The organism is Mycobacterium sp. SMC-4 (assembly GCF_050205565.1).
Classification (GTDB): domain Bacteria; phylum Actinomycetota; class Actinomycetes; order Mycobacteriales; family Mycobacteriaceae; genus Mycobacterium.
Map to the genome: position 1 here is coordinate 101,610 of NZ_JBNMQU010000011.1, position 13,587 is coordinate 115,196.

The 13,587-nt window shown below is 65.9% G+C and carries 12 protein-coding genes; 10 read left to right on the forward strand and 2 right to left on the reverse strand.

The genetic code is table 11. The features are described 5' to 3' along the window. The first annotated feature begins 21 nt into the window (after nt 1–21). The 8 genes from ACQI46_RS19355 (at nt 22) to ACQI46_RS19390 (ending at nt 8,250) form a co-directional block, all read left to right on the forward strand. On the forward strand, nt 22–810 hold the full coding sequence (locus ACQI46_RS19355; protein ID WP_427095658.1) for an ABC transporter permease: 789 nt from the start codon (nt 22–24) through the stop codon (nt 808–810). Then, nucleotides 807–1,607: an ABC transporter ATP-binding protein gene (locus ACQI46_RS19360; RefSeq protein WP_427095659.1), complete on the forward strand. Its 801-nt coding sequence runs from the start codon at nt 807–809 to the stop codon at nt 1,605–1,607. Before ACQI46_RS19355 ends, ACQI46_RS19360 begins: the two co-directional genes overlap by 4 nt. Beyond that, nucleotides 1,604–2,497, forward strand: a complete 894-nt coding sequence (locus ACQI46_RS19365) for an ABC transporter permease (protein ID WP_427095660.1) — start codon at nt 1,604–1,606, stop codon at nt 2,495–2,497. Before ACQI46_RS19360 ends, ACQI46_RS19365 begins: the two co-directional genes overlap by 4 nt. A 38-nt stretch (nt 2,498–2,535) precedes the next feature. Next, complete coding sequence (locus ACQI46_RS19370; RefSeq protein WP_427095661.1) at nt 2,536–3,441, forward strand: polysaccharide deacetylase family protein; 906 nt, start codon at nt 2,536–2,538, stop codon at nt 3,439–3,441. Next, nucleotides 3,438–4,634: a M20/M25/M40 family metallo-hydrolase gene (locus tag ACQI46_RS19375; RefSeq protein ID WP_427095662.1), complete on the forward strand. Its 1,197-nt coding sequence runs from the start codon at nt 3,438–3,440 to the stop codon at nt 4,632–4,634. Before ACQI46_RS19370 ends, ACQI46_RS19375 begins: the two co-directional genes overlap by 4 nt. Beyond that, nucleotides 4,631–5,893 carry an MFS transporter gene (locus ACQI46_RS19380; protein ID WP_427095663.1) on the forward strand — a complete coding sequence of 421 codons (1,263 nt, stop codon included), beginning with the start codon at nt 4,631–4,633 and terminating at the stop codon, nt 5,891–5,893. Before ACQI46_RS19375 ends, ACQI46_RS19380 begins: the two co-directional genes overlap by 4 nt. Continuing rightward, complete coding sequence (locus ACQI46_RS19385) at nt 5,890–6,978, forward strand: TauD/TfdA family dioxygenase (RefSeq protein WP_427095664.1); 1,089 nt, start codon at nt 5,890–5,892, stop codon at nt 6,976–6,978. The genes ACQI46_RS19380 and ACQI46_RS19385 overlap by 4 nt, the downstream gene beginning before the upstream one ends. Before the next feature lie 183 nt (nt 6,979–7,161). After that, on the forward strand, nt 7,162–8,250 hold the full coding sequence (locus ACQI46_RS19390) for a TauD/TfdA family dioxygenase (protein ID WP_427095665.1): 1,089 nt from the start codon (nt 7,162–7,164) through the stop codon (nt 8,248–8,250). A gap of 18 nt (nt 8,251–8,268) precedes the next feature. Here the strand turns inward: ACQI46_RS19390 and ACQI46_RS19395 are convergent, their stop codons facing one another. Both ACQI46_RS19395 and ACQI46_RS19400 read right to left on the reverse strand, forming a co-directional pair. Beyond that, a complete protein-coding gene (locus ACQI46_RS19395; protein ID WP_427095666.1) occupies nt 8,269–10,413 on the reverse strand; it encodes a DNA gyrase subunit A in 2,145 nt (714 codons plus the stop codon). Nucleotides 10,414–10,429: 16 nt separating this feature from the next. Beyond that, the gene (locus ACQI46_RS19400) at nt 10,430–12,463 is read right to left on the reverse strand and encodes a toprim domain-containing protein (protein WP_427095667.1); all 2,034 of its coding nucleotides are present in this window, start codon (nt 12,461–12,463) and stop codon (nt 10,430–10,432) included. A 264-nt stretch (nt 12,464–12,727) separates the two neighbouring features. Here ACQI46_RS19400 and ACQI46_RS19405 point away from each other — a divergent pair, with 264 nt between their 5' ends. After that, entirely contained in the window at nt 12,728–13,105 is a 378-nt protein-coding gene (locus ACQI46_RS19405) for a MarR family transcriptional regulator (RefSeq protein WP_427095668.1), read from the forward strand. Further along, the gene (locus ACQI46_RS19410) at nt 13,102–13,548 is read left to right on the forward strand and encodes a DoxX family protein (RefSeq protein WP_427095669.1); all 447 of its coding nucleotides are present in this window, start codon (nt 13,102–13,104) and stop codon (nt 13,546–13,548) included. Before ACQI46_RS19405 ends, ACQI46_RS19410 begins: the two co-directional genes overlap by 4 nt. The last annotated feature ends 39 nt before the right edge of the window (nt 13,549–13,587 follow it).

Consider the following 13,587-nt stretch of genomic DNA (forward strand, 5'->3'; position numbering starts at 1 on the left):
GCCATCCGGGAGGAGAGGAAGATGCGAGTCAGAACAGCAGGCCCTGCGGTTGCGGGCGGAATCGCCGGAATCGGCGCGGTCGCCCTGATCTGGACGGTCCTATCGGCCACCAGCACCGCGGCTCGATTCCCCAGCATTCCCTCCATCTTCGACGCGATCGTCGAGAACTTCGATGCAGCACCCATATTGGCCTACACCACATTCGGGGTAGGAGGCGTCTGGTCGAATGTGCTGTGGACGGCACAGAATGTGCTCCTCGGGGTGGCCATGGGTCTGATCATCGGTTTCGGTACCGGCCTGGCACTGGCACGGATCGAATGGTTCAACCGGCTGGGCAGGTTGCCCGTGGCGATCCTCGGCACAGTCCCGGTTCTCGCCGTCCTGCCGTTTCTCACGCTGTGGTTCGGCAACTCGGCGCTGGCGACCAGTGGCCTGGTCATCTTCTTCACCGCACTCACCGTCGCAAGTACGGTGCAGTCGGCTGCCGTCTCCGCAGAGGTCAGATACGCCGATTACGCGGCCACATTGGGTGTTTCACCGCGGCGCACCACCATGTCGGTCATCCTGCCGGCACTGGCTCCATCCACGATCGGGGTCGTCCGCGCGGCAACCGCATTCGGGTGGGGCTTTCAGTGCATCGCCGAAGTACTGGGAGGCAGCCAAGGGGCAGGACGGCTGATCCGGTCGTTCTCCGATGCCACCCAGACGGCCGGGGCGATCGGTGTCCTGATCGTTGTCGGATGCGTGGCCGTACTTGTCGATGCCCTGATCGGAATCGCCGGTCGCTGGATTGTGAGGTGGAACGAATGACAATCGAAATGCGCTCCGAACAGAGCACAGGAGTCGTTGTGCGACACGCGGCCATCGAGCTCGTGAATGTCTCCAAACAGTTCCGGTTGGAGTCGGGCGACGTGGTCAACAGCGTCAACGAGGTGTCGTTCCGTGTCGATCCCGGCGAATTCATCTGCGTGATCGGGCCTTCCGGACACGGGAAGTCGACGCTGCTCAACATGATCGCCGGCTTCATCCCGCCGACCGACGGAGCCATCACGGTCGGGGGCGTGCCGGTGATCAAACCCGGCCCTGACCGCGGGGTCGTCTTCCAGCGCGACACGTTGTTCCTCTGGAAGACGGTTGCGCAGAACATCGAGTTCGGCCTGTCGGCGCGAGGCATACCGAAGTCCGAGCGCAAGGCCATCGTCGCCGAGATGCTCAAGATCATCGGCCTCGAGGAATTCGCGAACGCTTGGCCGAAGCAGCTTTCGGGCGGCATGCGCCGCCGAGTGGCGATCGCCGCGGTGTTCGCTAACAAGCCAGAAGTGCTCCTGATGGACGAACCCTTCGTCGGAATCGACTACCTCCGCTTGGGGCAACTGCACGAGGTGCTCCTCGATCTGTGGCAGGAAGGTGACAAGCGAGCGGTGTTCATGATCACCCACGATATCGACGAGGCGCTGACGCTGGCGGACCGCATCTTCGTGATCAAGCACGGCACGCTGGCACTCGACATGGGGGTCGATCTTCCGAGACCGCGCCGCACCGAACACATCACCGGCCCCGCGGCGAACCAACTGCGCAGGCAGCTACTGGAGGAGTTCTCCCGGTGACCGCTACTCTCCTGCCCGCGGCACGGGCTCGATTCCACTTCACCAACCCGACACTGCGCCCCAAGGGCGACAGATCCGGCCTCCTCTGGGCTGCTGCATCACTGGTTCTGGTTCTGGTTCTGTGGCAGCTCGCCTCGGTGCTGATCGGTGAAGGCCAGTCAGGTATGCGACTGGTGCCCGGTATCGGCGACGTTGTGTCGTCCTACATGGTCTTCGCCGACTACTGGCCTGGCGGCCTGGGTGCCGAGCAGACAGTCCGGGGCGCAGAACCGTCCGTCTGGGGAGCGACGCTCGGGTTGGCGTACAACGTCGTGATCTCGTTGTCCCGCTTCGCGGTCGGCTTTGTCATCGGAGCCGTGGTGGGAGTCGGCGCAGGTCTGCTCGTGAGTTGGTCCCCGATCGCCCGATGCACCGTGTCGTTTCCCGCCCACTTCCTGCGGATGATGCCGTTGCTGGCGATGCTGCCCCTGTTCGGTCTGTGGTTCGGCAGTTCCGAGATGGGCACCTACATGTTCACCGCGTTCGCGGTCGCCGTCCTGCTGTTCGTTCTGACGGTCGCCGCGGTGAACAACGTCCCCCGGATCTACAGCGATTCGGCGACCTCCCTGGGGGCCAGCCGCGCCCGCATCTATCTGTCGGTGATCGTCCCGTCCATCACACCGAATCTGAAGGTGGGGATCCTGCTCGCCGTGCCGTTCGCCTGGAGTGCGGTGCTGGCCGCCGAGGTGATCGGCAAGCAGTACGGACTGGGCCGCATTCTCAACTTCGCTTTGCTCTATGCCGCAACCGATGTCGTGGCGGTCACCACGTTGGTGGTGGTCATCGTTGCCGGATGTACTCATCTGGTGCTCGTGAAAGTGCTCAACCATCTGACCCGCTGGGTCGACTGACCGGACCATCCCTCTTCTTCTCTCAGGAGTGCATCTCAGTGAACACATCGACCGCTGGCGTCGGTCCCGTTCGGGACTTCATCGGGTACGGCCGGGACATCCCGAAGGTGACCTGGCCGAACGGCGCGAACGTGGCGATCAATCTGGTGGTCAACTATGAGGAAGGCTCGGAGTACTCGTTCGACCGCGATGGCGAGAACGACGTCCCCGTCGAAGCGCCGTACAACTTCCCGGCCGACACCCGCGACCTGTCCCGCGAGTCGATGTACGAGTACGGCAGCCGCGCCGGGATCTGGCGCCTGATGCGTCTTTTCGACGAACTCGACGTTCCCTGTACGTTTTACGCCTGCGCCGAGGCTTTCGAGAAGAACCTCGAGGTCGCCAAGTACGCCCGTGCCGCCGGCTACGACCTGCTCAGCCACGGGTTGCGCTGGAACGAGGTGTGGCGCTACACGCGAGACGAGGAGCGGCAGAACATCCGCCTGGCGATCGAGTCCTTCGAACGGACCTGGGGTGAACGGCCCCGCGCCTGGTACTGCCGATACGGAGCGTCGGTCAACACCCGGGAGCTGGTGGTCGAAGAGGGTGGGTTCGTGTACGACTCGGACGCATACAACGACGACCTGCCCTATTACGTCTCGGTGGGGGAGCACCAGCAGCTGGTGATCCCGTACAGCCTGACCTACAACGATCTGCAGGGAGACAAGAGCCCAGGGCTGTTCGCCGACTACATCACGCGTGCCTTCGACGAGCTCTGGCGTGAGGGTGAGGCCGGCTATCCGAAGATGATGTCGATCGGGCTGCACCCACGGGTCGCCGGCCAGGCGGCCCGCGTCCACGCGCTCCGCCAGTTCATCGAGCATGCAAAGGCGACCGGCAAGGTGTGGTTCGCCCGCCGGATGGACATCGCCACCCACTGGCTCGAGCATCATCCGGCCTCGTGAGCACCCGTATCGCAGACGTATTCGCACCCAAGATCCGAACGGAACTGGAGAAGGACTGGCGAGACGTCGTCGCCGTCAGCGAGTTCATCCATGCCAATGTCGAAGAGTCGTCCCAGGAGTTCGCCTGCAGCGCTCGACTGACAGCAGGACTCGAAGAGCACGGGTTCGCCGTCGAGCGGGGAATCGCCGGTATGGAAACAGCATTTCGCGCATCGATCGGATCAGACTCCGCGGCGTCGACCGTCGCATTCGTGTGTGAGTACGACGGACTCCCCCCATACGGACAGAGCTGCGGCCACAACGTGGTAGCGGCCGCTTCCTACGGCGCGGGATTGGCGCTGCGCCCCTTTATCCGCGATCTCGATCTCCGGCTGCTGGTGATCGGGACGCCGGCGGAGGAGGGTGTCGGAGGAAAGTACGTCCTCGGCGACGGAGGGGTTTTCGACGACGTGGACTTCGCGGCGTCGATCTACCCCGGCATGGACGACATCTCAGCGTCGCGCACGCTTGCCGCTCACCGATTGACCATCGAGGCCTTCGGCGCCCCGGCGCACGGCGCGGCTCACCCGGAGCTCGGGATCAATGCCCTCGACGGCATCGTCATGGGGTTCTCCGCCATGGCGATGCTCCGCCCGAGCCTTCCCGCGACCGCGCGCGTTCACGGCATCATCGAAGAAGGCGGCATCCACCCGCAGGTCGTCCCGGACTATGCGCGGGCGACGGTGGTGGTCAGGGCCGCCGATCTCACCGAACTCGCCGACGTGCGGGCGCGTGTCATCCGCGCGTTCGAGCAGGCCATGGCAGCGGTAGGCGCGCGGAGCAGGGTGACGCCCGCCCAGCGGTGCGCCGAGACAGTACTCGGCAACGACGCGTTGGCCGCGCTCTTCGACAGCGCGCTGCGGGCCGTGGGTCGATCCCCGCTGCCAACCGACCAGGTCACCGGCGCATGGTCCACGGACGCAGGCACTCTCAGCCGCCGTGTGCCGTATCTGCAGCCGCAGATCAAGATGACACCGCGTTCGGTCCCACCGCATTCGCACGCCTTCCACGAAGTCAGCGTCGGCGCCGATGCCGAGGCGTGCATCTTCGATTCCGCGATTGCACTGGCCGCCATGACCGCGGAGTTCGCCAGCGATCCGGACATCCGAGCGGAGGTGAGATCCCAGTTCCGCGCCGCGACGGGCGCATCATGATCGATTCTTTCGTGGGCAAGACGGGATCGCTGCGACTATTCGCCCTGTCGGTGGTGTGTGGCCTGACCGTCAGCGTCACCTACATCCCGCAGGCGCTGCTCACGGGCATAGCCGGTGATCTCGGGATCTCGCACGGGGTGGCCAGCGTGCTGGCGACCGTTATTCAGATCGGCTACGCCGTCGGCATTCTGATGCTGGTACCGCTGGCGGCCCGCCTGGAGGTCAAGAAGCAGGTGACCTACCAGACCCTCGCCCTCACCGGCACGATGCTGATGGCCGCGGTCGCGCCGAACATCGTCGGCGCCATGGTGGCCTTCCTCGCGGTCGGACTGGTGGCGAACATCTCCCAGGTGCTCATCCCGGCTGCGAACCGGATGAGCGCCCACGACCGGCGCGGCGCGACCAATTCCGTGCTGGTCGGGTCGCTGCTGGTGGGGATCTTCGGTGGCAGGCTCCTGGCCAGCCTCTGCTGCGAATGGATCGGCTGGCGTGCCACCGTATGTGTTTTCGCGCTGGCGGTACTGGCCACCATCCCGGCCACCCGCTGGGCCCTTCGGCATGCTCCCGCACCGGAAGACGTTGCGTCAAGCCACTTTCAGCTCGTTCTCGGCACGGTACAACACGCCGCCTCGAATCCGATCCTGGTCCGCTCGGCACTCACCCAGGCCTGTGTTTTCGCCACCTTCAACGCGGTGTGGACGGTGATGGCCCTCCATCTCACCGGCCCCGGCCTGGCCTGGACTCTGAGCCAGGCCGGGCTGTTCGGGATGGTGGGTATGGTCGCGGGCTTCTTCACTCCCTATGCGGGACGCCTCATCGATCGGTTCGGCGCCGCCCGGATGACCGGATGGTTCCTGTTTCTCCTTCTGGCGGCCATGGTGGGTGTTCTGTTGACCAACAGCACGCCGGTCGCCTTCGGGATCGTCATGTTCGTCGCGACCTGGGCGAACCAGTCGGCCCTGTCCGGTAACCAGGTACGTGCCCTCGCGACGGATCCGCAGCAGTCCGCCCAACTCAACACCGGATTCGGTTTCATCGTCTTCCTGGTCGGCGGTACCGGAAGCCTGCTGGGCCCCAGCATCTACGCCTGGCAGGGCATCGACGCCGTCGCCACCGCCTCGGTCGTCCTGATCATCCTGGCCATCGCCCAGTGGTGGCTGATCCCGTGCAAACCCGCCGATCAATCCCCCGTCCCCACCACTGACGGCATTCCAGCCGTCAACCAACCCGACCGCACCCTCACTACGGAGCCAGCATGACCACATCCGCTTCACCGACCCCGCTCATCACCTCGGGTATCGAGCGAGTCCGCCGCTACATCCTCGAGCTGGATGAGCCGGCCGCGTGGAGTGCCGAGGAGCTCGAAAGCCGCCGCAGCAGCTGGGATCTGGCGCTGACCGATCCGGAGAGTGCGATGCTCGGTGAGTTGGCCGAGGAGGCGACGGAGAAGTTCGGGCACTGGTCGGCCGGGAACGGCACCCGCGAGGAGTGGAAGGAGCTGGCCGCCCCGCTGGCCAAGTACTTCTCTACCGTCGAGCACTCGCTGGAAGGTGGGACCGGTATCGCGTTGCTGCGCAATCTGCCGGTGCGCACTCCCGACGCTGAGCTGCCGTACAACGAGAACCTGCTCTGGCTCATCGGGGCCGCGATCGGGCAACCGGTCAACCAGATGGGCGGCGGCACCCTCTTGGCGCGGCTGGCCTACAAAGGAAAGGCCCGGCCCGATCACCCCCGCGCGGAGAACACCAACGAGGGGCTGAGTTTTCACACTGACGGGTCGGATCTGTTGATGCTCATGTGTATTCGACAGGCGATGGTCGGCGGCAACTCGGTGGTATCCAGCTCGGCGCGCACCGTCAAGGAGATCGCGCGACGCTATCCGGAGCTGCTGCCGTCTCTGTTCGAGGACTACTTTCCGTTCGATCGGCAGATGGAGATTCTCGACGGGGACACCACCTACTACCTGAGCCGGTTGTGCACAATCGTCGACGGCAAGATCACCACGCGCTACGTACGGCCGTTGACCGATGCGGCGCTGTACCGCGGCGACTGCCCGCCGTTGACCGAACGGCAGCTGCGCCTGATGGATGTGTTCGACGCGATCTCCAACGAGGGCGGAGTCGAGGTCGGGTTCGGATCCGGCGACATGGTGATCGCCAACAACTACAGCGTCATGCACGGCCGCTCGGAGTACATCGATTCCGATGACGAGACCCAACGCCGTCTGCTCGTGCGGCTCTGGCTGGCAATGGAAAACGGCCGGCCCCTGCCATTCGACTTCGACCGCGGCGTCAACCACGACGGCGTCGCCCGCGGCGGTGTCCCCTACGTCGAGGTCGGGTGACCCCCTCGGGTGTGTGTTGCAGAAAACGCACAGATCTGTTCGGAATTTACAAAGCGTAACCGGCCCAGCGTCCCGTCCGTAACAGCTGCGGACCAAGCTGTCTGCAGGCGAGGCCCATTCAGGCTCGGACCGCATCCGCGCCACCACTCCCATAAGACAAAGCGACACCAGGAGAGACTCACGATGACCACTTCCTACAGCCCGACGCCATTGATCACCGCCGGCCTCGATCGTGTCCGTGAGTATGTGCTGAAGCTGGATGAGCCGGCGGCGTGGAGTGCCGAGGAGCTCGAAAGCCGCCGCAGCAGCTGGGATCTGGCGCTGACCGATCCGGAGAGTGCGATGCTCGGTGAGTTGGCCGAGGAGGCGACGGAGAAGTTCGGGCACTGGTCGGCCGGGAACGGCACCCGCGAGGAGTGGAAGGAGCTGGCCGCCCCGCTGGCCAAGTACTTCTCTACCGTCGAGCACTCGCTGGAAGGTGGGACCGGTATCGCGTTGCTGCGCAATCTGCCGGTGCGCACTCCCGACGCTGAGCTGCCGTACAACGAGAACCTGCTCTGGCTCATCGGGGCCGCGATCGGGCAACCGGTCAACCAGATGGGCGGCGGCACCCTCTTGGCGCGGCTGGCCTACAAAGGAAAGGCCCGGCCCGATCACCCCCGCGCGGAGAACACCAACGAGGGGCTGAGTTTTCACACTGACGGGTCGGATCTGTTGATGCTCATGTGCATTCGACAGGCGATGGTCGGCGGCAACTCGGTGGTATCCAGCTCGGCGCGCACCGTCAAGGAGATCGCGCGACGCTATCCGGAGCTGCTGCCGTCTCTGTTCGAGGACTACTTTCCGTTCGATCGGCAGATGGAGATTCTCGACGGGGACACCACCTACTACCTGAGCCGGTTGTGCACAATCGTCGACGGCAAGATCACCACGCGCTACGTACGGCCGTTGACCGATGCGGCGCTGTACCGCGGCGACTGCCCGCCGTTGACTGAACGGCAACTGCGCCTGATGGATGTGTTCGACGAGATCTCCAACGAGGGCGGAGTCGAGGTCGGGTTCGGATCCGGCGACATGGTGATCGCCAACAACTACAGCGTCATGCACGGCCGCTCGGAGTTCATCGATTCCGATGACGAGACCCAACGCCGTCTGCTCGTGCGGCTCTGGCTGGCAATGGAAAACGGCCGGCCCCTGCCATTCGACTTCGACCGCGGCGTCAACCACGACGGCGTCGCCCGCGGCGGTGTCCCCTACACCAACGTCGGTTGAGTTGTGTGCGGCCGGGCCCTAACCCGCCGGCGTCACGTCCACACCCGAGCCCTTGATCGCCGCCTTCGCGCGGTTCTCGGGACGTACCGCTCTCTTGCCGCGCACGTATCCCGTCGCTGAGATCGACGCCGCGAGCAGGATGTGCTCGCCCTTGACGAACGGATGGAAGCCGACGCCGGCGCCGCCGCGGCCCTTCACCGGAATGTCGGCGACTTCGGTGACCTTCCAACTCTTTTCGGACAGCGACAGGATCGCCTCACCGTTGGCGCAGGACACCGGCAATGCAGCGATCACCTCGTCCATCGGTTCGCCCGCCGCGAGCTTCACGCCGGCCACGCCGTTCCCGGCCGCGCCCTGCGGGTTGACGGTAGCCGGGTCGATCCGCAAGACCTTTCCGCGCCGGGTCACCAAAGCCAAATGGAATCCGGCCGGCAGCACGCCCGAGCACACCAGTCCGGTGATGTCCGGTGCGACGGGAATGTCGCGGATCTTGAAGGGCAGGCCGCCACCGGTGGTGAACTTCACCCTGCCGTCGGACCACACCGCCCAGCCCAAACCGGAGGTGAGCAACTCACCGTGGCGGTCGGAGAACACGCCACGGTCGTCCAGTCGCCAGTTCGCGTTGACCTTGCGCTCCCGCGACCCGTCATCGGACGCGCCCGACGACACCGGGGTGGCCTCGAAGTCCAGCACGGTCCGGCGGTCGAACTCGGGGCCCTTGAACAACTTCGCGGTCTCCACGAGCTCCTTGTCGATCACCCGCTGACGCGCATCCGGATTGGACACCAGCTCAGTGAGTTCGGCGAATTCGGTGTCCAGCCGCTCGGCCTCGGCCTGCAGCTCGATGACGTCGAGCTTGGTCAGGCGGCGCAGCTGCAGCGCCAGCACATAGTCAGCCTGGACGGCGTCGATGCCGAACCGGTCCTGCAACCCCTGGCGCGCTTCGTCGACGGTGTCGGATCCGCGGATCACTGCGACCGCGGCATCGATGTCGAGGTGGATGGTCATCAGGCCCGCCACCAGATGACGGCGAGCGGTGACCTTCTCCAGCCGGTACTCGCTGCGGTGCAGCACCACCGAATCACGCAGCTGCAGAAACGCTCTGATCAATTCCCGCACCGACCACCAGCGAGGCACCCGGTTCTCGTCGAGTGCGACGAGGCTCGCCGCGAACGTCGACTCCAGGGGAGTCATGGCCAGCAGTTGATCACGAATCTGCTCGGCGCTGTGGCCACGCTTGGCGGTGACGACGATCCGCAGCCCGTTGCGGCGGTCGGTGAGGTCGGACATGTCGGCCACCCCGGGCAGTTCACCGGACTCGACCAGAGCCCGGATCCGTTCCTGCACAGTGTTACTCGCCACACCGGGAGGAAGCTCGGTGATGACGACGTTCTTCCCGTCCACCGACAGCGTTCCGCGAACCGTGAACTGGCCGCGGCCGGTGGTGATGTACTCGCGCAGACCCGCGGTGCCGACCACGGTGGCGCCACAGCCCCAGTCCGGGCCGGGAATGAGCTTGACGAGGCGGTCGTCAGTCATGTTCGGCGTCTTCAGCAGCGCCCGGCAGGCGGCCATGATCTCGCGCGGATTGTGCGCCGGCACTTTCGTGGCCCACCCCTCGGCGATACCCACCGCGCCGTTGCACAACAGCACCGGCCACTGCGCGGGCAAGACCGTCGGCTCGATCCATTCACCATCGAACGTCGACACCATGGGTACCGCGTGGCTGTCGAGTTCGGCCGTCAGCGCGGCGCCGGGCGCCGACAGCCGCATCTCGGTGTAGCGGTCGGCGGCAGGGATGTCGCCCTGGATCCGTGGGAACGCTCCCTGTCCGTCAATGACTTTCACGCGCTGGAACTCCGCGGCCATCAGCGCGGCCGCACCGTACATCGACGCGCCGCCGTGCGGGTGCAGGTTGCCGGTGACCGCCGAGCACACCTTCGACGACTTCTGCGGCTTGTTGCCGGGAAGCAGCTTCGACTCGTGCATCTGATAGAGCAGACGACGCTGACCCGGCTTGAGCCCGTCGTAGGCCGACGGGATGGCGCGGTCGCTGACGCTGTACAGCGCGAACGTCAGTTGGTAGCGGTTCCAGTAGTCGTCGGCGCTCTGGTCGAGGACCTGGTCGGGATTCTGCTCCGGAATATCCAGGGTGGAGGTCACAGTGTTTACCTATGTTCTAGTCGAGATCGAGGGAAGCGGTGTCGACGCGGGCGGCGACCTCGGCCATCCACGTACGCCGGCCCTCGGGCGGTCCGCCGAACAGCGTGTGGTGCAACTTCTTCTCGCCGTCGTCGGGAAGCACGCGAATCACGGTGCGGCGCTGCGGATCCAGCACGGTGTTCCAGAAGTCGTCGGCGTCCATCTCGCCGAGACCCTTGTTGCGCTGCACCTCGACCCGGCCTTTCGAGGTGGCCTTCATCTTGGCCACGGCCGCATCGCGCTCGGACTCGTCCTGACAGTAGATGCGCTCGCTGGCGGTCTTGACCACGAACAGCGGCGGCAACGTCACGTAGACCATCCCCGCCTCGACCAACGGGCGGTAGAAGTCGAGGAACATCGAGATCAGGCTGGAGTTGATGTTCCCGCCGTCGGGGTCGGCGTCGGAGGCGAAGAGGATCCGGTCGTAGCGGCACAACTCCGGATCGCAGTTGTCCCGTACCCCGCAGCCGAGGATGCGTTCGATGGAGTCGAACTCGTCCTTGGCGCGTGCCTTGCTCAAGGCGAAGCCATATACGTTGGGTGGCTTGCCTTTCAGCGGGAACGCGGCCTGGAAGGTCGCGTCACGTGCCGCCTTGATGGTGCCCAGCGCCGAGTCGCCCTCGCACAGGAACAGTTCGGCGCCCGATCCGCGTCCAGTCTCGCGGCTGGGCAGCAGCTTGGGCGGCAGCGACAGGTTGGTGCCCAGCCCTTTGGCTTTCGACGCGGCGCGGGACCGCGCCTTCGCACCTTCAGCGCTGCGCCGGGCCCGGGCGGACTCCAGCGCCAGCTTGGTCCACAACGAGACGGTGTCGCCGTTGGCGGGGTTGGCCGCCCAGATGGTGACGCTGCGCGCCACATCCGGGGCCATCGCGACGTTGAGCGAGCGGGACGACACCGCCGTCTTGGCCTGCGAGTCCCAGGCGACATCGGGTGCGCGGGTGTCCACGGCGAGAGCGGTGACCGCGGCGAAGTCCTGCGCTTCAGGACCTTCTTCGCCTTTGGCCAGGCCGAGGTCGCGCATTCGTGATGCGCGGTCGGCGAGTGCTTCGGACAAGCCCTTCACCGCCGCCGTCAGATGCGAGCCGCCGCCCGGGGTGCGGACGGTGTTGCAGAACGCCGCCACCGTCGGCGGTTCGGCCGGTCCGGCGGTCAGTGACCAGCGGAACGGGGTCGGGCCGCGTCCGGTGGTGTACTCGCCGCGGCCCTCCACCACCGCGCGGATGCCGGGCGGGGGAGTGCCGGCCGCGGTGCACATGAGGTCCAGCAGCGTGTCGGTGCCCCACGGGCCGCTGAACGGTTCGAGCAGTGCCGGCGGCACCTCTTCGCCGGGCCAGCCCTCGTCGACGACGACCAGGTGCACACCGGGCGACATCCGCGCTGCCGCGTGGGCCCGCAGCAGCACCTCGCCGATGTCGACGCTGCTGTCGGGCACCACGGCCGCGTCGAACAGAATGCGGACAGTGGTGCCGTGCAGGTCGGGTTTGCGGTTGCCGGCGCCGCGCAGCTTCTGGGTGTCGGCGCGGGTGAACGGGGCGTCCGGATCGAACTCCTTGCCTTCGAACACGCCGGGATAACCGCGCCCGAAGCACTGGACGTAGGTCTTGCCGGCCCGGTGCACGGTCACGTCGGTGCGCGCCGAGATGAAAACCGCTGCGGCAGCACCGATCCCGTTCAAGCCGGCACCCGTGCTGGTGGCGTCGGTGTGGGCGGAGAACTTGCCGCCGGCCCGCGCGGTGCCGAGTGTTTTGACGATGCCGTTCTTGCCGGTGGCCGGATCGGTGTCGACCGGCAGGCCGCGGCCGTCGTCGGCCACGCTGACCGATCCGTCGGCGTGCAGGGTGATGGTCACCGTCGAACCGCCGTGGCCGGGATCGGCGACCTCCTCGATGGCGTTGTCGATGAGCTCGCGCAACGCTGTGTTGAGCACGTCGAGCCCGAGGTTCACCGCCGGCCGCAGGCGTGTGTGCTGGACATCGTCGAGCTCGGTGATGTCGGCGGCGGTGTAGCTCACTACTTGGTCCTTTGTGTCGATGCCGAGAGGGGTGCCGCAGGAATCGTAGACGGGAGCACCGACAACATCGGGCGACGCGCGGTCGGCGGCGATCACGATGCCGACACAGCGAGGTGAACTCCCGATACAGCAGAAGAATCGCAGGTCAACGCCTTCCGGATTCTCTGTTGTGCACAATTGAAAAGTGCACGATACAGTCGCGCGGTGCGAGTCCCGCGTCTGGACGAACAACTCTGATTCGCGCTCTACTCGGCGTCGCGGGCAGTGACCGCGGCGTACCGCCCGCTGCTCGACGAACTGAACCTCACCTATCCGCAGTACCTGGTGCTGTTGGTGCTGTGGGAGGAAGAACCCTGCACAGTCGGCCGGCTCGGGGCGCGGCTGCACCTGGACTCGGGCACGCTGTCGCCGCTCCTCAAACGACTCGAAGCGGCTGGTCTGGTTCGCCGGCAGCGCAGCGCAAGCGACGAGCGGCGGGTCGCCGTCACGCTCACGTCCGAAGGTCGCGCACTGGAAGAGCGTGCGGCGTGCATCCCCGATCGGCTGCACGGATCGACGGACACGGTCGCAGCGGATCTCGCAGCGCTTCGCGACGCCCTCAATCTGATCACCGCGGAGCTGCACGCTCGCCAGAACGCATGATCGCCTACGAAAGGCAGGACATCTTGTCCGAACTCCCGCCGCCGCCGCCGACCACCCGCGCCAGGACCATCGCCCGGTATGTGCTCGCGGCCGCGATGATCTACGCCGGGCTCAGCCACTTGTTCTGGGCCCGAGAGGAATTCCAGGCGCAGGTCCCGCAGTGGGTGCCGATGGACGCCGACGGCGTGGTCATGGCTTCGGGAGGCGTCGAGATCACTCTCGGGCTCGGTCTCGTCCTGTTGAGCCGGGACCGCGTGCTGGTCGGCCGGCTGCTGGCGGTGTTCTTTGTCCTGATCTTCCCCGGCAACATCGCGCAATTCGTCGACCAGGTCGACGGCTTCGGACTCAACAGCGACACCAGCCGCTTCATCCGGCTGCTTTTCCAGCCGGTCCTCATCGCATGGGCGCTGTGGGCGACGGGAATTCCGCGCTCGAAGCGGTGACCACATCGTGCCTCGTCACCTGCGGCGAATCGGTCCGCG